General features: G+C 66.7%; 12 protein-coding genes. 7 read left to right on the top strand and 5 right to left on the bottom strand.

What is annotated here, in order from left to right; translation table 11 throughout:
- Positions 1 to 4 precede the first annotated feature (4 nt).
- Positions 5 to 784 (top strand): 3-oxoadipate enol-lactonase, encoded by a 780-nt coding sequence (pcaD, locus tag ICJ04_RS10920; RefSeq protein WP_188324290.1) that lies wholly within the window; start codon positions 5 to 7, stop codon positions 782 to 784.
- Between the two features lie 11 nt (positions 785 to 795).
- Entirely contained in the window at positions 796 to 1,179 is a 384-nt protein-coding gene (gene pcaC, locus ICJ04_RS10915) for a 4-carboxymuconolactone decarboxylase (RefSeq protein WP_188324289.1), read from the top strand.
- A gap of 60 nt (positions 1,180 to 1,239) precedes the next feature.
- Here the strand turns inward: pcaC and ICJ04_RS10910 are convergent, their stop codons facing one another.
- Positions 1,240 to 2,094, bottom strand: coding sequence for an IclR family transcriptional regulator C-terminal domain-containing protein (locus ICJ04_RS10910; RefSeq protein ID WP_188324288.1), 855 nt, complete (start codon positions 2,092 to 2,094; stop codon positions 1,240 to 1,242).
- 102 nt (positions 2,095 to 2,196) lie between these two features.
- Positions 2,197 to 4,614 carry a membrane-bound PQQ-dependent dehydrogenase, glucose/quinate/shikimate family gene (locus ICJ04_RS10905; protein ID WP_223202858.1) on the bottom strand — a complete coding sequence of 806 codons (2,418 nt, stop codon included), beginning with the start codon at positions 4,612 to 4,614 and terminating at the stop codon, positions 2,197 to 2,199.
- A 314-nt stretch (positions 4,615 to 4,928) separates the two neighbouring features.
- On the opposite strand from ICJ04_RS10905, the gene ICJ04_RS10900 reads away from it, so the two are divergent.
- Positions 4,929 to 5,465, top strand: coding sequence for an adenine phosphoribosyltransferase (locus tag ICJ04_RS10900; protein WP_188324286.1), 537 nt, complete (start codon positions 4,929 to 4,931; stop codon positions 5,463 to 5,465).
- A 171-nt stretch (positions 5,466 to 5,636) separates the two neighbouring features.
- Here ICJ04_RS10900 and dbpA read toward each other — a convergent pair whose 3' ends face one another.
- Complete coding sequence (gene dbpA, locus ICJ04_RS10895) at positions 5,637 to 7,013, bottom strand: ATP-dependent RNA helicase DbpA (RefSeq protein ID WP_188324285.1); 1,377 nt, start codon at positions 7,011 to 7,013, stop codon at positions 5,637 to 5,639.
- 76 nt (positions 7,014 to 7,089) lie between these two features.
- Here dbpA and ICJ04_RS10890 point away from each other — a divergent pair, with 76 nt between their 5' ends.
- Complete coding sequence (locus ICJ04_RS10890; RefSeq protein ID WP_188324284.1) at positions 7,090 to 8,976, top strand: ATP-binding cassette domain-containing protein; 1,887 nt, start codon at positions 7,090 to 7,092, stop codon at positions 8,974 to 8,976.
- Between the two features lie 338 nt (positions 8,977 to 9,314).
- Here ICJ04_RS10890 and ICJ04_RS10885 read toward each other — a convergent pair whose 3' ends face one another.
- Positions 9,315 to 9,779, bottom strand: a complete 465-nt coding sequence (locus tag ICJ04_RS10885; RefSeq protein WP_188324283.1) for a cytochrome c — start codon at positions 9,777 to 9,779, stop codon at positions 9,315 to 9,317.
- 11 nt (positions 9,780 to 9,790) lie between these two features.
- Complete coding sequence (locus tag ICJ04_RS10880; RefSeq protein WP_188327298.1) at positions 9,791 to 10,198, bottom strand: cytochrome c; 408 nt, start codon at positions 10,196 to 10,198, stop codon at positions 9,791 to 9,793.
- Between the two features lie 203 nt (positions 10,199 to 10,401).
- Between ICJ04_RS10880 and ICJ04_RS10875 the strand changes: the two genes are divergently transcribed.
- From ICJ04_RS10875 to ICJ04_RS10865, 3 genes are read left to right on the top strand one after another with little or no spacing between them, the layout of a single operon-like run.
- On the top strand, positions 10,402 to 11,556 hold the full coding sequence (locus ICJ04_RS10875) for an efflux RND transporter periplasmic adaptor subunit (RefSeq protein ID WP_188324282.1): 1,155 nt from the start codon (positions 10,402 to 10,404) through the stop codon (positions 11,554 to 11,556).
- Positions 11,553 to 15,071, top strand: a complete 3,519-nt coding sequence (locus ICJ04_RS10870; protein ID WP_188324281.1) for an efflux RND transporter permease subunit — start codon at positions 11,553 to 11,555, stop codon at positions 15,069 to 15,071. Before ICJ04_RS10875 ends, ICJ04_RS10870 begins: the two co-directional genes overlap by 4 nt.
- Entirely contained in the window at positions 15,068 to 18,145 is a 3,078-nt protein-coding gene (locus ICJ04_RS10865) for an efflux RND transporter permease subunit (RefSeq protein ID WP_188324280.1), read from the top strand. The genes ICJ04_RS10870 and ICJ04_RS10865 overlap by 4 nt, the downstream gene beginning before the upstream one ends.
- Positions 18,146 to 18,259: the final 114 nt, after the last annotated feature.

Raw genomic sequence — 18,259 nt, 5'->3', positions numbered from 1 at the left:
TTGCATGGCGTTCCTTGAGCTTCCGCGACACCGTCTCCGCTATGTAGTGGAAGGACAGGCCGATGCCCCTTGGCTGACCTTCTGCAATTCGCTGGGCACCGATCTGCACATGTGGGAGCCGCAGGCACGCGCCTTCAGCGGTCGCTTCCGCGTGCTGCGTTACGACCGGCGCGGCCACGGACTGTCCAGCACGCCGCCGGGCCTGTACACGGTGGATGACCTCGGTGCCGACGTGCTGGCGCTATGGGACCACCTGGGCATCGAACGCAGCCATTTCTGCGGGCTGTCGATCGGCGGACTGACCGGACAGTGGCTTGGCGTGCACGCCGGTGAACGTCTGGCCTCACTGACCGTGGCCGCCACCGCCGCCAGGATCGGCAGCGTGGAAAGCTGGCAGGCACGTATTGCAGAGGTGCGCCAGTCCGGGCTGCAGCCGCTGCTGGAAGGCACCCGCGAGCGCTGGTTCAGCAGAGCGTTCGCGCAGGCGCATGCGCAGCAGGTCGAAGACATCCTGCAGCGCTTCCTGACGACCTCGGCCGAAGGCTATGCCGGCTGCTGCAATGCGGTCGGCCATGCCGATTTCCGCGGCCGGCTTGCGGACATCAAGGTGCCTACGCTGGCCATTGCCGGTGACGAGGATCCCGTCTGCCCGCCGGGCGACCTGCAGGCCATCGCCGCCGGTGTCGCGCAGGGACGCTATGCCTGCGTGCGCGGGCGGCACATCTGCAACCTGGAGTCGGTCGACGCGTTCAACGCGGCGCTGGCTGATCATCTGAACGCCTGAGGAGCATCACGATGGACGAACAGCAACGTTACGAAGCCGGCTTGGCGGTACGCCGCGAGGTCCTGGGCGAGGCACACGTGGAGCGCTCGTTGCAGGCGCGTACCGATTTCACCGAGGAGTTCCAGGCCTTCATCACCCGCACGGCGTGGGGCACGGTGTGGACGCGCGACGGTTTGCCGCGGCACACCCGCTCGCTGCTGACCATCGTGATGATGGTGGCGCTGGGGCACGACGAAGAGTTCAAGCTGCATATCCGCGCAGCCCGCAACAACGGCGTCACGCCGGAGGACATCAAGGAAGTGCTGTTGCAGGCGGCGATCTACTGCGGCGTGCCGGCAGCCAACCACGCCTTCGCCCTGGCCAAGCCGATCCTGGAAGAACAGGCGACCGAATGATGCCGTAGTGACGGCCGATCGCTGCCGGTAGTGACGGCCGCTGGCCGTCAGGTTTCGACCTCAGCCCAGCAGCATCCCCAACTGCTGCGCCGATTCGCGCAACCGCGGCAGGATCCGGGTCTGCATCGTGCCCAGGCTGATGCGCCCAGCCTGGGTGCCGATGTTCAGCGCACCCACGACTTCGCCACTGCGGCGCAGCACCGGAACGGCGATCGAACGCAGCCCGATCTCCAGTTCCTGGTCGACCAGCGCCACGCGTTCGCGGCGCACCTTGTCCAGTGTCTCCAGAAACTCATCCACCCGGGTAATGGTGCGTTCGGTGCGCGGGCGGAGCGGCGTGCGCTCCAGGTAGCCGTCCAGCGTGTCACGCGGAAGCGCGGCCAGCAGCACCCGGCCCATCGACGTGCAGTAGCACGGCAGGCGGCTGCCGGCGCGTAGCCCGATGGACATGATGCGCACCGTTTCGGCGCGCGCGATGTACAGCACGTCATCGCCATCCAGCACGCCCAGCGAACACGACTCGTGCAGGTCATCGCGCAGCGCATCCAGCACCGGCTGCGCGGCTGCGGTCATCGACGAGGACGCCACATAGGCGCCGCCAAGACCCAGCACGCGCGGAAGCAGCACGAAGCCACGGCCCTGTTCGCCGACATAGCCCAGCTTCTGCAGGGTGTGCAGTACGCGGCGCACGGCCGCGCGCGAAATGCCGGTCTCGCTGCTGATCTGCGACATGGTCACTTCGCGCGGGTGCTGCGAGAACACCGTCATCACTGCCAGGCCACGGCCCAGCGAGGTCATGAAATCCGGATCGCCCTGGTTGTCCTGGATCTGCTGCATCAATGCGTGGGACAGGCCACGGTCCTGTGGCGGGGCAGGGGACGGCTTGGGGCGACGACTGGGGGGAACAACAGGCATGTACGGAAGGTTCGCGCGGTGATCCTGCATGGTAAGTGCTGGCGCCGAAGATGCGAAACCGCAGGCACCCTGGTCATGGCGACCACGGTGCCTGCAGGTGCCTTATTTCGACGGCAGTGCGTAGGCGATCACGTAGTCACCGCGATCCGGTGACTGCCGCGCTCCGCCTGCGGAAATCACCACGTACTGGCGACCGGTGGTCGGCGATACGTAGGTGATCGGCGTGCCTTGGCTGCCCACCGGAAGGCGTGCTTTCCACACTTCCTTGCCGCTGCGGCTGTCATAGGCGCGCAGGTAGAAGTCCTGGGTGCCAGCAAAGAACAGCAGGCCGGACTGGGTAGCCAGCGAACCGCCCAGTGTCGGCATGCCAACCGGAATCGGCAGGTGCATGCGGATGCCCAGCGGGCCGGTGTCCTGCACGGTGCCGACCGGCACCTGCCAGACCAGCTGGCGGGTCGCCAGATTGATCGCCGACATCGTGCCGAACGGCGGCTTCTGGCACGGGATGCCCAGCTTGGACAGGAAACGGTCGCGCAGCGAACCATACGGCGTGCCGGTCTGCGAGGCCGCGCCCATTTCCACGCCGCCAGCGCCACTGGTCATCTGCGCGCGCGGAATCAGCTTGGTCCACAGTCCCAAGCGCATGTCATTGACGAACAGATAGCCGGTCGTCGGGTCCACCGAGGCACTGCCCCAGTTCATGCCGCCCAACGAGCCCGGCCACTGCAACGCCAGGTCTTCTCCCGGCGGGGTGAACATGCCGTCGTAGCGCATCTGCTTGAACTGGATGCGGCACAGCATCTGGTCGATGGGCGTGGCGCCCCACATGTCCGACTCGGTCAGGGTCTGGGCACCGATCTGCGGCAGGCCCACCGAAAGCCGTTGGGTCGGCGCGTAGCGCTCGCCCTCTGCGTTGCCCTGCGGCGCCGCGACGTCCGCCACCTCGGCGATGGGCTGGCCGGTGGCACGGTTGAGCATGAACACCTGCCCCGCCTTGGTGACCTGCAGCAGGGCAGGCAGCGTACCGCCCTTGCCGTCGGGGACATCGGTCAGCGTCGGCTGCGCCGGCAGATCGTAATCCCACAGATCGTGGTGGACGGTCTGGTAGACCCAACGCTCCTTGCCGGTCGCCACGTCCAGCGCCACCACGGCCGAGCTGTACTTGTCATCCTGCGGCGTCCGCTCGCCGGCCCACTGGTCCGGCGTGGTATTGCCGGTGGGTAGGTAGACCAGTCCAAGCTGGGCGTCGTAGGCCATCGAGGTCCACACGTTCGGGGTGGCGCGGGTGTAGTGGATGGACGGATCCAGCGGCACGTCCGGCGTTTCTTTGGAAAGATCCCATACCCAGGTGAGCGCGCCGGTGCGCACGTTGTAGGCGCGGACCACGCCGGACGGCTCATTGACTTCGATGTTGTCGGCCACGCGGCCGCCGACCACCACCAGGTCACCGGCCACCAGCGGGGCGGCGGTCAAGGTGAAGAAGCCCGGCTTGATCTCCCCCATGCCCTGTTTCAGGTCCACGACGCCATTGCTGCCGAAGTCCGTACAGGCCGCACCCGTGGCCGCATCCAGTGCGAACAGGCGGGCGTCGATGGAGGTCATCAGAATGCGTTTTTCGCACAGCGCCGGCGCGGCGCCGGCTGCTGCCGGCGTCGGTGCGGGAGCGGTCGGGGTGGCCGCCGCCGTGCCCGCCAGCGGCTGGCTGGCATCGAAGTAGCCCAGCCCGCGGCAGCGTTGCCAATTGGGCGCGGTGGCCTTGGGATCAAAGGCCCAGCGCTGGCGGCCGGTATCGGCATCGACGGCGATCACCCGGTTGTGCGGAGTGCACAGGAACAACGTGTCGCCGATCTGTAGCGGCGTGCTCTGGTCCTCGGCGCCGAAGCCGTTGCTCTCCGGTATGTCGCCGGTATGCGCGGTCCAGGCAACCTGCAGTTGATCCACATTGTCCAGGGTGATCTGGTCCAGCGCGGCGAAACGAGTGCCTGCGGTGGTGTTGCCCCAGTGCGCCCAGTCGCGTTGCTGGGTGCCTTCGGCGACCGGCGTGATCGGGGGCCGTGTGCCCTCGGCGGCCACCACGGGGCGCTCCCGGAAGGCCGAGGCGCCGGTGCCCAGCAGTCCCACCAGCAGCAGGCCGGCGATCACGTAGCCGCCCCTGCCTGGTGCCAGCCCGCGAGCGCGACGCAGCGCCGGCCAGGTCAGGGCCACCAGCAGGGCCAGCACCGCCGGCATTACCAGCCGCGATACCAGCGGCCAGAACTCCAGGCCCACGTCCACCAGGGCCCAGGCGATGGTGGCGAGGAAGGCCAGCGCGTACAGCAGCGCGCCGCCCGGGCGTCGCCGCAGCATCAGCACACCGGCCAGCAGCGAGGCCGCGCCCATCGGTGCGAAGTAGCCACTGCCGCCAAGCAGCAGCAAGCGCACACCGCCGACCAGCAGCACCAGGCCAAAAAGAGCGACCAGCAGACCGGTCAGGATGACCAGCGCCCGGCACAGCGCCGGGCTTTTCGTTTTCTCGTCCACGTTGCATGAACCTCTACGTTCGAAACCCGGCCGCGGGGTCGGGCAGGCCCGCGCGCGCGGACGCGTGGCGGGGACCGTCGGCATTCACTTCCCTGCGGATCAGAAGGGGCGACAGGGCATCGCTGCACTGTGCGCTGGAACGAGGTGAATGTCCGGCAGGGGCGATTATCGCACGTGTGTGCGATTTTGGAGAGTGCTCGACGCGTCACGCGTGGAACGCAGCGACACGGCACCGGCGCCGACCGGGGCTGCGCACTGGAAGCAGGGCGACGATCGGCCTGTTACCCTATGCCGCCAACTCCGCTGGCCTTGCAATGACCGACGCATCCGTCGAACCGCAGTGGGCATCGCGCCTGCGCGACATCGCTGATTTCCCCAAGCCGGGCATCCTGTTCAAGGACATCATGCCGCTGCTCGCCAACGGCGATGATTTCCGCGCCGCGGTCAAGGCGATGAGCGCACGCTGGCGTGACCTGCAGCTGGATGCGGTGGTCGGCATCGAGTCGCGCGGCTTCATCCTGGGCGCAGCCATGGCACACGAGCTGGGTATCGGCTTCGTGCCGGTGCGCAAGCCGGGCAAGCTGCCGGGCAAGGTGCTGCGCGAGGAATACACGCTGGAATACCGCAGCGACTGCATCGAAGTGCACGCCGACGCGTTGCCGGCCGGTGCGCGGGTGGCGATCATCGATGACGTACTGGCGACCGGCGGCACGCTGGTGGCGGCGCTGTCTTTGGTGCGGCGCTTGGGCGTGAACGTGGTGGGTGCCGGCGTGCTGGTGGAGCTGGATGGCCTGGGCGGCCGCGGCCGCTGGGAAGCCGACCTGCCGCTGCACGCAGAACTGGTGTACTGAGGGACCCGCCGGTCCGACCGGAATGCACGGTCGGCTGGAATGCGCGGTCGGCCGGAAATACACGGCCGCCCGGAACAAACGATCGGCCGGAATCCGGTAGAGCCGACTTCAGTCGGCTCTACCAGACGCAAACCAGCCCCGAAGCAAACCAGAGCACCGGCGCGTGACTCCTTACATCACCCGGGTGCGGAAGCGGCGGCCCTTGATCTTGCCTTCTTCCAGCTTGCCCAGTGCGCGGTTGGCGTGGTCGCGGGCGATCGCCACGTAGGAGCGCGTGGGATAGATCGCGATCTTGCCGATGTGCTTGCCCGCCAGTCCGGCATCGCCGGTCAGTGCGCCCAGGATGTCACCTGCACGCAGCTTGTCGGTCTTGCCGCCGTCGATGCGCAGGGTGCGCATGGCGGCCTGCGGCAGTTCATCCGGGCGCGAGGTGGCCAGCGGGGTTTTCTGCCAGTCCAGCGGCTTGCCACGCTGCGCTTCCAGTGCCTCGGCGCGCGACTTCTCGCGGCCCGCGACCAGGCTGATCGCCATGCCGCTGGCGCCGGCGCGACCGGTGCGGCCCACGCGGTGCTGGTAGGTCTCGATGTCGGTCGGCAGTTCGTAGTTGATCACTGCAGCCAGATCTTCCACGTCCAGTCCGCGCGCAGCCACGTCACTGGCCACCAGCACGTTGCAGCTGCGGTTGACGAAGCGCACCAGCACTTCCTCGCGGTCGCGCTGCTCCATGTCGCCATGCAGGGCCAGCGACGAGAAGCCGAACTGCTGCAGCGAGTTGGCGACCTCGTCGACATCCTTGCGGGTATTGCAGAACACCACCGCCGATTCCGGGGTGTACTTCAGCAGCAGGCCGGCCAGCGCCTTCTGCCGATGCGCCGGCTCTACTTCGCAGAACAGATGGCGGATGTCGGGGGCGTCGTCGGCACCGTCCACGGTCACTTCCACCGGTTCGCGCAGCACGTCGCGGCCGATCGCGCGGATCGCATCGGGGAAGGTGGCCGAGAACAGCATCGTCTGCCGATCCTTGTGCGTGCGTCCTGCGATCTCGCGGATGGGCTCTTCAAAGCCCATGTCCAGCATGCGGTCGCCCTCATCCAGCACCAGGGTGCGCACCTGGCCCAGGTTCAGCGCACGCTTGCGCGCCAGTTCCTGCACGCGGCCGGGGGTGCCGACCACCACGTGCGGGTGGTGGGCTTCCAGCGAGGCCAGCTGCGGGGCCAGCGGCGAGCCGCCGGTCAGCACCAGCAGCTTCATGTTGGGGATGCCGGTGGCCAGCTTGCGGATCTGCTTGCCGACCTGGTCGGCCAGTTCGCGGGTAGGGCACAGCACCAGCGCCTGCACGCGCTGGGTGGCCGGATCCAGTGCCTGCAGCAGGCCCAGCCCGAAGGCGGCGGTCTTGCCGCTGCCGGTCGGCGCCTGCGCGATCACGTCGCGGCGGTCGAGGATGGGGGGCAGGGCGCGCGCCTGGATGGCGGTCATCGTGGTGTAGCCAAGCGCTTCCAGGCCGGGCTGCAGGGCCGGGCTCAGCGGCAGGGTCGAGAATTCATTCATGGCGCATTGTACGGGGTCCGCGCCGGGCCTGATCCCTTTTCCCCAGAAAAGCGATCCGACCCCGTACAATAGCCCCATGCCTCTGATTACCTTGCAGAACGTCGACTTCAGCGTCGGCGGCCCGTTGTTGCTGGAAAAAGCCGAACTGTCGATCGAACCGGGTGAGCGTATCGCCCTGATCGGCCGCAACGGCGCCGGCAAATCCACTTTGCTCAAGCTGCTGTCCGGCGACCACAAGCCCGACGACGGCGAAGTCCGCATCCAGCAGGGCGTCCGCGTGACGCGCCTGGAACAGGAGGTGCCCATCGGTGCCGCCGGCAGCGTGTTCGACGTGGTCGCCGAGGGCCTGGGCGAGCTGGGCCAGTGGCTGGCCGAATTCCACCACCTCAGCATGGCCGAGGACTTCGACGGCGACGCGCTGGGCGCGGTGCAGGCGAAGATCGATGCAGCCAACGGCTGGGGCCTGGATCAGCGCGTCAGCGAAACGCTGACCAAGCTGGACCTGGACGGTGATGCCGAGTTCGCGCGCCTGTCCGGCGGCATGAAGCGCCGCGTGCTGCTGGGCCGCGCGCTGGTGTCCAGCCCGGATCTGCTGCTGCTGGACGAACCGACCAACCATCTGGACATCGAGGCCATCGACTGGCTGGAAATGTTCCTGAAGAACTGGAACGGCAGCGTGGTGTTCGTCACCCATGACCGCCGCTTCCTGCGTGCACTGGCTACCCGCATCGTCGAGATCGACCGTGGCCAGGTCACCAGCTGGCCGGGCGACTGGGCCAACTACGAGCGTCGCCGCGAGGAACGGCTGAACGCGCAGGCGCAGGAAAACGCCCGCTTCGACAAGATGCTGGCGCAGGAAGAAGTGTGGATCCGGCAGGGCATCAAGGCCCGCCGTACCCGCGATGAAGGCCGCGTGCGCCGTCTGGAAGCGATGCGCAGCGAGCGCTCCGTGCGCCGTGACCTCAGTGGCAACGTACGGATGGAAGCGGCCCAGGCGGCCAACTCCGGCAAGAAGGTCATCGACATCAAGGACGTGTCGTTCTCCTTCGGTGAGCGTTGCATGGTGCGCGACTTCTCCGCGACGATCCTGCGCGGCGACCGTATCGGCCTGATCGGGCCGAACGGCAGCGGCAAGACCACGCTGCTGAAACTGCTGCTGGGCGACCTGGCACCGGACAGCGGCGAAGTGCGTGCCGGCACCAACCTGGAAATCGCGTATTTCGACCAGTACCGCGCGGTGTTGCGCGAGGACTGGACGGCGATCGAGAACGTGGCCGAGGGCCGCGATTTCATCGAGTTCAACGGCAAGCGCAAGCACGTGCATGCCTACCTGCAGGACTTCCTGTTCACGCCGGAACGGGCACGCGCGCCCATCACGCGGCTGTCCGGTGGTGAACGCAATCGCCTGCTGCTGGCCAAGCTGTTCGCGCAGCCGTCCAACCTGCTGGTGATGGATGAGCCGACCAACGACCTGGACGTGGAAACCCTGGAGCTGCTGGAAGAGCTGCTGGGCGATTACACCGGCACGTTGCTGCTGGTCAGCCATGACCGTGACTTTCTGGACAACGTGGTGACCTCCACGCTGGTGATGGAAGGCAATGGCGTGGTCGGCGACTACGTGGGCGGCTACACCGATTGGCAGCGCCATGCGGCCTTCGTGGCGGCGCAGGCGCTCAACGCGCCGGTGCTGGCCAGCCGGCCTGCCGTGGCGGCTGCACCTGCCGTTGCCGCAGCTGCACCGGCCAAGCGCAAGCTGAGCTACAAGGATGCACGCGAGCTGGAGCAGCTGCCGTTGAAGATCGAAACGCTGGAGAAGGACGTCGAGGGCCTGACCGCCGCGATGAACGACCCCGCGTTCTACCAGCGCAGCGCGCCGGACATGGCCGCGCACAACCAGAAGCTGGCGAAGGTGCAGGCCGAACTGGATGCGGCCTACGCCCGCTGGCAGGAGCTGGACGCCTGAGGGATGTGCTGCCGCTCGGGGGTGGGCGGTGGTAGCGCCGAGCCATGCTCGGCGGATTGCGTCAACATCCGGGCCGCTGTGCTCGCCGACCATGGGTCGGCGCTACCGGATTGCGTGAATACCGGGGCCGCTGCGCTCGCCGACCATGGGTCGGCGCTATCGGTGACGGGGCGGTGGCTTGGGGCTGCGCTTGTGCCTGTGCCCTGGTAGAGCCGACTTCAGTCGGCTGCTTGCTGTACAAAACAGCCGACTGAAGTCGGCTCTACCGCTAGTGCAGCCGACTGGAGTCGGCTCTACCGTTTCGGCTCTACCCGTGCACGGGCATGTCCGACCTGCGGCTATTTCAGGCCGTGCAGGTCGCGCAGCTGGGTGGGGCGTGAGCCGAAATAGGCGGCCAGGTCGGCGATCTCCTGATCGCTCAGGCCCGTTGCCTGCGGGGTCATCAGCGCGTGCTGGCGATCGCCGCTGCGGTACGCCTGCAGCGAATGCGCGAGGTAATCGCTGTACTGGCCCCCCAGCTTCGGGTACGTCGGATCGATCGGCGAATTGCCGTCGGCCCCGTGGCAGTCGATGCAGCTCTGTCCGGTGGCCTTGCCCTTGGCCTGCGCACGTGCCTCGCCGGCGGCGAGGCGTCCAGCCGGCAGGCCGGCAGACGACGAGGGCGCTGGAAGATCACCCGCGGCCTGTCCCGGCTGTGCGGGCGACTGCGTGCTGCTGTCCTCGTGCGAGGGCGAGCAGGCCGCCAGCAGGACGGCGACGGACAAGGCGATGGCATGACGCGTGAACGGCGCGGCTTTCGACATGTGGGCGTGCCTTACTTGATGGTGGACAGGTAAACAGCGAGATCGGCGATCTCCTGTTCGCTGAAACTCATCGACTGCGCCTGCATCGTGGGATGTCGGCGTTTGCCATGGCGGTATTCGGTGAGCGCCTGCAGCAGGTACTGCTCGCTCTGCCCGCCGATCTTGGGCACTTTGTAGCTGGGATAGGCGTTCTTGTAGCCGGTGATGCCATGGCACCCCTGGCAGGTATAGGCCAATACCCGGCCATTGTCGAAATTGCCGGTCAGCGCCGCGGCAGGGGCGGGCGCCTGCGGGGCCGGAAGCGGCGCCGGCGCGGCCGGAGCCGTAGCGGGTGAAGCAGGGGCAGGAGCGGCCACGGCGGCCCCGAAGGGCAGGAGGACGGCCAGAGCAAGACAAGCGGCGAGCGGCTGCGGGCGCATGATGTCGTTTCCGGGATTCGGGTCTGGTCGTTCCGGCGTGGGGTTCGGAACGGCCCGAGTATAGCGGCTCATTTCATGTTGCTGAAATGGGCAGCAGCCGACCGGCGGCGTGAAGTCACCGTGACCTTTGGGATATGGTGTACCCGTGAGGTGGTGCATTACTTTGCTACCACACCTGCTCACGCATCCCCAGGGACCCGACGATGTCACGCCATGCCTTCCTGCCCGCCGGCCGCAGCGGAATCTGCGCCGCCGCGCTGCTCATCTCCACCTCGTTGCTGCTGTCCGGCTGCGCAGGGGGCCCCAACACCGAAGCCAAGGCAGCGGAAACCAAGGATGGCAAGACCGACGAGAAGAAGGTCGAGTCCGTGCCGGTGGAAGTGGCCGTGGCCAGCCATCGCGGCGTTGCGGCCAGCTATACCGGCACGGCGGCACTGGAACCGCGCGCTGAAGCCCAGGTCGTTGCCAAGACGTCCGGCGTAGCGCTGGCGGTGCTGGTGGAAGAAGGCCAGCAGATACGTGCTGGCCAGCCGCTGGTGCGCCTGGACCCGGACCGCGCGCGCCTGGCCGTCGCCCAGAGCGAGGCGGTGATGCGCAAACTGGAGAACAACTACCAGCGCGCCAACCGGCTGGTCGGCCAGCAGATGGTCAGCGCCGCCGATGTCGACCAGCTGCGTTACGACGTGGAAAACGCCCGCGCGCAGTACCGGCTGGCCACGCTGGAACTGTCCTACACCACGGTCACCGCACCGATCAGCGGGGTCATCGCGTCGCGCTCGATCAAGACCGGCAACTTCGTGCAGATCAATACGCCGATCTTCCGCATCGTCGACAACTCCCGCCTGGAAGCTACGCTCAACGTACCCGAGCGCGAGCTGGCAACGCTGCGTGCCGGCCAGCCGGTGACCCTGCTGGCCGATGCACTGCCCGGCCAGCGTTTCACCGGTCAGGTGGACCGCATTTCGCCGGTGGTGGATTCGGGCAGTGGCACCTTCCGTGTGGTAAGTACCTTCGACGGCGGCGTGCAGTCGCTGCAGCCGGGCATGTTCGGCCGCATCCGCATCGATTACGACCAGCGCGCCAATGCGTTGGTGATACCGCGCCTGGCGCTGCTGGACGATGGGGATCCGGCCGTGTTCCGCGTGCGTGCCGGCAAGGTCGCGCGCGTGCCGATCAGCCTGGGCTACGCCGAAGGGGCGTGGATCGAGGTGCGCGAAGGGCTGGCCGCCGGCGATCAGGTGGTGACCGCCGGCAAGGTCGCGCTGCGCGACGGCACGGCCGTGCAGGTCATCGTGCCCGCCGATCCCAAGCAGGTGGCCAAGGCCACGCCGGCGACCAAGGCAGGGAGCGCCCCATGACATCGGCCGGTAACGACCACGGTCGCGACCCCCACGAGGGTCACGGCCCCGGCAGCATGGGCGGCGGCCTGGTGGAGTTCGCCACGCGTCGCCGGGTGACCATCGCCATGTGCACGGTCACCCTGATCCTGTTCGGGTTGATCGCCTTGGGCAGCCTGAAGGTGAATCTGCTGCCGGACCTCAGCTATCCCACGTTGACCGTGCGCACCGAGTACACCGGCGCGGCGCCGTCTGAAATCGAAACCCTGATCTCCGAGCCCGTGGAAGAAGCGGTCGGGGTGGTCAAGAACCTGCGCAAGCTGAAGTCCATTTCGCGCACCGGCCAGAGCGATGTGGTGCTGGAGTTTGCGTGGGGCACCAACATGGACCAGGCCAGCCTGGAAGTGCGCGACAAGATGGAAGCGCTGAACCTGCCACTGGAGGCCAAGGCCCCGGTGCTGCTGCGCTTCAATCCGTCGACCGAACCGATCATGCGCCTGGTGATATCCAGCAAGGAAGCACCGGCCAGCGATGCCGAGGCGATCCGTGAGTTGACCGGCCTGCGTCGCTACGCCGACGAAGACCTGAAGAAGAAGCTGGAGCCGGTGGCTGGCGTGGCCGCGGTGAAGGTCGGTGGCGGCCTGGAAGATGAGATCCAGGTGGACATCGACCAGCAGAAACTGGCGCAGTTGAACCTGCCGATCGACACGGTCATCCAGCGGCTGAAGGAGGAGAACGTCAACATCTCCGGCGGGCGTCTGGAAGAGGGGTCGCAGCGCTTCCTGGTGCGGACGGTGAACCAGTTCGCCGACCTCGAAGAAATCCGCAACCTGTTGATCACCAGCCAGTCGTCCAACGGCAGCGCTGCCGCCTCGGCGATGGCGCAGATGTTCGCGATCGCAGCGGCCACCGGCTCGGATGCGGCGATGTCGGCGGCATCGGCGGCGCAGAGTGCATCCGGCGGCAGTTCCAGCGTGGTGGCCAACGGTGTGCCGGTGCGGTTGAAGGACGTCGCAACCGTGCGCCAGGGCTACAAGGAGCGCGAAGCGATCATCCGCCTCGGCGGCAAGGAAGCGGTGGAGCTGGCGATCTACAAGGAAGGCGACGCCAACACCGTGACCACGGCCGAAGCGCTGCGCGCGCGGCTGGAGCAGATCAAGACCACCTTCCCGGCCGATGCCGAACTGACCACCATCGAAGACCAGTCGCGCTTCATCGAGCACGCGATCAGCGACGTCAAGAAAGACGCGGTGATCGGCGGCCTGCTGGCGATCCTGATCATTTTCCTGTTCCTGCGTGACGGCTGGAGCACCTTCGTGATCAGCCTGTCGCTGCCGGTCTCGATCATCACCACGTTCTTCTTCATGGGCCAGTTGGGCCTGAGCTTGAACGTGATGTCGCTGGGCGGCCTGGCACTGGCGACCGGGTTGGTGGTCGATGACTCCATTGTGGTGCTGGAAAGCATCGCCAAGGCACGCGAACGCGGGCTGGGGGTGCTGCAGGCGGCCATTGCCGGTACCCGCGAAGTCAGCATGGCGGTCGTAGCGTCCACCCTGACCACCATCGCCGTTTTCCTGCCGCTGGTGTTCGTCGATGGCATCGCCGGCCAGCTGTTCCGCGACCAGGCGCTGACCGTGGCGATCGCCATCGCGATCTCGCTGCTGGTGTCGATGACCCTGATTCCGATGCTGAGCTCGCTGAAAGGACGTCCTCCGCTGGCATTCCCGGAAGAACCGGCGACCGACGCATGGCGTCCGCAGAACCGCTGGCTGAAGCCGGTAGCGGGCGGCCGGCGGGGGGCCATGGCCGGTATCCGGTACACCTTCTTCGGCGCGGCCTGGCTGGTGGTGCGGGTGTGGCGCGGCATCGTGGCCGTGGTCGGCCCGGTGATGCGCAAAGCCAGCGACGTCGCGATGAAGCCCTATGCGGGTGCGGAGCGCGGTTACCTGCGCCTGCTGCCCAATGCCTTGGCCCATCCGGGCAAGGTGCTCGGGCTGGCCGCGCTGGCATTCGTTGCCACGATGGCGCTGGTGCCGATGCTGGGTGCGGACCTGATTCCGCAACTGGCGCAGGATCGCTTTGAAATGACGGTCAAGCTGCCGGCCGGCACCCCGCTGAAGCAGACCGATGCCCTGGTGCGCGAACTGCAGCTGACCCACGGCGACGGCAAGCAACCGGCCGGTGAAGGCATCGCCTCGCTGTACGGTGTGAGCGGCGCGGGCACGCGGCTGGATGCCAGTCCGACCGAAAGTGGCGAGAACATCGGCAAGCTGACCGTGGTGATGGAAGGCGGCGGCAACGCACGCAGCGAAGCGGCGATCAGCGATCGGCTGCGCGCAACCATGGCCACGCACCCGGGGGTGCAGGTGGACTTCGCGCGGCCGGCATTGTTCAGCTTCTCCACGCCGCTGGAAATCGAACTGCGTGGGCAGGACATGGCCTCGCTGGAGCTGGCCGGTCAACGGCTGGCGGCGATGCTGCGCAACAACGCGCACTACGCTGACGTCAAATCCACGGTGGAAGAAGGCTTCCCGGAAATCCAGATCCGCTTCGACCAGGAACGTGCCGGTGCACTAGGGCTGACCACACGGCAGATCGCCGATGTGGTGGTCAAGAAGGTGCGCGGTGACGTGGCGACGCGCTACAGCTTCCGTGACCGCAAGATCGACGTGCTGGTGCGGGCCCAGGAAGGCGACCGGGCCAGCGTGGACAGCATCCGCCGGCTGATCGTCAATCCGGGCAGTACCCGACCGGTGACCCTGGATGCCGTGGCCGAAGTGGTGGCCACCACCGGGCCGAGCGAGATCCATCGCGCTGACCAGACGCGGGTGGCGGTGGTGTCGGCCAACCTGCGCGACATCGACCTGGGCGCGGCGATGCGCGAAGTGCAGGCGATGGTCGCCGAGCAGCCGCTGGGCGCTGCGGTGGGCATGCACATCGGGGGCCAGGGCGAAGAGCTGGAAGAGTCCGCACGCTCGCTGATCTTCGCCTTCGGGCTGGCGATCTTCCTGGTGTACCTGGTGATGGCCTCGCAGTTCGAATCCCTGCTGCATCCCTTCGTCATCCTGTTCACCATCCCGCTGGCCCTGGTCGGTGCGGTGCTGGCACTGCTGTTGAGTGGCAAACCGATCTCGGTGGTGGTGTTCATCGGGTTGATCCTGCTGGTGGGGCTGGTGACCAAGAACGCGATCATCCTGATCGACAAGGTCAACCAGCTGCGCGAAGCCGGCGTAGCCAAGCACGAGGCGCTGGTGGAAGGCGCTCGCTCGCGCCTGCGTCCGATCATCATGACCACGCTGTGCACCTTGTTCGGCTTCCTGCCGCTGGCTGTGGCGATGGGCGAGGGGGCCGAAGTGCGCGCGCCGATGGCGATCACCGTGATCGGCGGCCTGCTGGTGTCCACGCTGCTGACCTTGCTGGTGATCCCGGTGGTGTACGACCTGATGGACCGCAAGGGCGATGCCTACTACCGTGAGCGCGGCCGCAAACTGGCGTACGGGTCCGCCGTCGAAGGTCACCCGGAGCGCGCGGCATGAGCATTGCCGAGTTCTCCATCCGCCGCCCGGTCACCACCATCATGTGTTTCGTGTCGCTGGTGGTGGTGGGCCTGATCGCCTCGTTCCGGCTGCCGCTGGAAGCGCTGCCGGACATCACCGCACCGTTCCTGTTCGTGCAGGTGCCGTACGCGGGCTCCACGCCGGAAGAAGTCGAACGCACGGTGATCCGGCCGGTGGAGGAAAGCCTGGCCACGATGACCGGGATCAAGCGGATGCGCTCTTCGGCGACATCGGAAGGGGCCAGCATCTTCATCGAGTTCAGTGACTGGGACCGTGACATCGCCATCGCCGCGTCCGACGCGCGCGAACGCATCGATGCCATCCGCAGCGACCTGCCCGATGACCTGCAGCGCTACAACGTGTTCAAGTGGTCCAGCAGTGACGAACCGGTGCTCAAGGTGCGGCTTGCCAGCGACACCGACCTGACCGGTGCGTATGACATGCTGGACCGCGAGTTCAAGCGGCGGCTGGAACGCATTCCCGGCGTGGCCCGGGTGAACATTTCCGGTGCGCCACCGAATGAGGTCGAGATCGCCATCGACCCGAACCGCCTCAACGCGCATGGGCTGAGCATCAACGACCTCAGCGACCGTCTGCGGACCCTGAATTTCTCGCTGTCGGCGGGGCAGATCGATGACAACGGCCAGCGCGTGCGCGTGCAGCCGGTAGGCGAAATCACCGACCTGCAGGAGATGCGCGACCTGGTGATCAATGCCAAGGGACTGCGGCTGGGTGACATCGCCGAGGTGCGCCTGAAGCCCACGCGGATGAGCTACGGCCGCCGGCTGGATGGCAACCCGGCCATCGGCCTGGATGTATTCAAGGAACGCAGTGCGAACCTGGTGGAGGTGTCGCGCGCTGCACTGGCCGAAGTGGAAGCGATCCGCGCGCAGCCAAGCATGCGCGACGTACAGATCAAAGTCATCGACAACCAGGGCAAGACGGTGACCTCGTCGCTGCTGGAACTGGCCGAAGCCGGTGCAGTGGGCCTGATCCTGTCGGTGACCGTGCTGTTCTTCTTCCTGCGCCACTGGCCGTCCACCCTGATGGTGACCCTGGCCATCCCTATCTGTTTCATCATCACCCTGGGCTTCATGTATTTCGTCGGGGTGACGCTGAACATCCTGACCATGATGGGGCTGCTGCTGGCGGTCGGCATGCTGGTCGACAACGCCGTGGTGGTGGTGGAAAGCATCTACCAGGAGCGCGAACGGATACCCGACCAGCCGCGGCTGGCGTCTATCATCGGCACCCGAAACGTGGCCATCGCGCTCAGCGCCGGCACCCTGTGCCACTGCATCGTGTTCCTGCCGAACCTGTTCGGTGAGACCAACAACATCAGCATCTTCATGTCGCAGATCGCGATCACCATCTCGGTGTCCCTGCTGGCATCGTGGCTGGTGGCGGTGAGCCTGATCCCGATGCTGTCCGCGCGCATGGATACGCCCAAGCTGCTGCATTCCAGAACGGGCGTCATCGCGCGCCTGCAGGACCGCTATGCCGTGCTGCTGGACTGGACGCTTCGCCACCGTGGCTGGAGCCTGCTGGGCATCCTGCTGGTGGTGCTGGTCAGCCTGGTGCCGATGAAGCTGACCAAGGTGGACATGTTCGGCGGCGAAGGCGGCAAGGACGTGTTCATCGGCTACATGTGGAAGAGCGCCTACACCTACCGGCAGATGTCCGATGAAGTGAAGCGCGTGGAGGACTGGCTGGACGCCAACCGCGAGCGGTTGCACATCACCCAGGTGTATTCCTGGTACAGCGAGGAAGAGGGCAGCTCGACCATCGTTACAGTCGACGAGGCGCACGCGGGTGGTCTGAAGGCGATCCAGGAAGAAATGCGCAAGGGGCTGCCGAAATCCGCGCGGGCCGACTACTTCGTCGGCAACCAGGGCGGTGATTCCGGCAGCAGCAACAGCGGCGTGCAGGTGCAGCTGGTCGGTGATTCCAGTTCGATGCTGCAGGAGATCGGCGAGGAAGTGCTGCCGCTGCTGGCCCAGCGCAAGGAACTGCGCGATGTGCGCATCGACAACGGGGAGAAGGGCAGCGAACTGGCGATCCGCGTTGACCGCGAGCGCGCCTCGGCGTTCGGCTTCAACGCCGAGCAGGTCGCCAGTTTCGTGGGCCTGGCGCTGCGTGGCGCGCCCATGCGGGAGTTCCGACGCGGTGACAACGAGGTGCCGGTGTGGGTCCGTTTCGCCGGTGCCGAGAAGAGCACGCCTGAAGACCTTGCCGGCTTCAGCGTACGCACGGGCGATGGCCGCACCGTGCCGCTGCTGAGTCTGGTGTCGGTGGATATCGTGTCATCGGCCACGCAGATCGGTCGGACCAACCGACAGACGACGTTGACCATCAAGGCCAACCTTGCTGAAAAGATCACCGCACCCGATGGTCGGAAGGCGATCGAAGCCGTTCTGAAGCCGATGAACTTCCCGGCGGGCTACAGCTTCAGCTTCGATGGCGGCGACTTCGGCAACGACGACGAGGCCATGCAGCAGATGCTGTTCAATCTGGTGATCGCGTTGGTGATGATCTACGTGGTGATGGCGGCGGTGTTCGAATCGCTGTTGTTCCCGGCTGCGATCATGAGCGGTGTGCTGTTCTCGATCTTCGGCGTGTTCTGGCTGTTCTGGCTGACCGGCACGTCGTTCGGCATCATGTCCTTCATCGGCATTCTGGTGCTGATGGGGGTGGTGGTGAACAACGGCATCGTGATGATCGAGCACATCAACAACCTGCGCCGGAACGGCATGGGGCGTACGCAGGCATTGGTGGAAGGATCACGCGAGCGGCTGCGCCCGATCATGATGACGATGGGCACGGCGATCCTGGCGATGGTGCCGATCTCGCTGACCGACACGCAGATGTTCGGCGACGGCCCGCCGTACTACCCGATGGCCCGTGCGATTGCCGGTGGGCTGGCGTTCTCCACTGTGGTCAGCCTGTTGTTCCTGCCGACGATCTACGCGGTGCTGGACGATGCGCGCAGCGCAGCCGGCCAGTTGATCCGCAGGGCGCGCGGGCGCGGCGTGGAGGCCCCAGCGCTGCAGTAGCGCCGAGCCATGCTCGGCGGGGTTTACGCGAAAGGCGCCGCTGCGCTCGCCGACCGTGGGTCGGCGCTACCGGGCGGCCTCGTTTCTCGGCGGGGTTTACGCGAAGGGCGCCGC

The organism is Stenotrophomonas sp. 169 (genome assembly GCF_014621775.1).
In the GTDB taxonomy this organism is placed as follows: domain Bacteria; phylum Pseudomonadota; class Gammaproteobacteria; order Xanthomonadales; family Xanthomonadaceae; genus Stenotrophomonas.
This window is presented reverse-complemented; position numbering and strand designations above follow the sequence as displayed.

Coding starts and splice junctions, on each gene's coding strand:
- pcaD (WP_188324290.1), top strand. CDS start 5: ATGGCGTTCCTTGAGCTTCCGCGACACCGTCTCCGCTATGTAGTGGAA.
- pcaC (WP_188324289.1), top strand. CDS start 796: ATGGACGAACAGCAACGTTACGAAGCCGGCTTGGCGGTACGCCGCGAG.
- ICJ04_RS10910 (WP_188324288.1), bottom strand. CDS start 2,094: ATGCCTGTTGTTCCCCCCAGTCGTCGCCCCAAGCCGTCCCCTGCCCCG.
- ICJ04_RS10900 (WP_188324286.1), top strand. CDS start 4,929: ATGACCGACGCATCCGTCGAACCGCAGTGGGCATCGCGCCTGCGCGAC.
- dbpA (WP_188324285.1), bottom strand. CDS start 7,013: ATGAATGAATTCTCGACCCTGCCGCTGAGCCCGGCCCTGCAGCCCGGC.
- ICJ04_RS10890 (WP_188324284.1), top strand. CDS start 7,090: ATGCCTCTGATTACCTTGCAGAACGTCGACTTCAGCGTCGGCGGCCCG.
- ICJ04_RS10885 (WP_188324283.1), bottom strand. CDS start 9,779: ATGTCGAAAGCCGCGCCGTTCACGCGTCATGCCATCGCCTTGTCCGTC.
- ICJ04_RS10880 (WP_188327298.1), bottom strand. CDS start 10,198: ATGCGCCCGCAGCCGCTCGCCGCTTGTCTTGCTCTGGCCGTCCTCCTG.
- ICJ04_RS10875 (WP_188324282.1), top strand. CDS start 10,402: ATGTCACGCCATGCCTTCCTGCCCGCCGGCCGCAGCGGAATCTGCGCC.
- ICJ04_RS10870 (WP_188324281.1), top strand. CDS start 11,553: ATGACATCGGCCGGTAACGACCACGGTCGCGACCCCCACGAGGGTCAC.
- ICJ04_RS10865 (WP_188324280.1), top strand. CDS start 15,068: ATGAGCATTGCCGAGTTCTCCATCCGCCGCCCGGTCACCACCATCATG.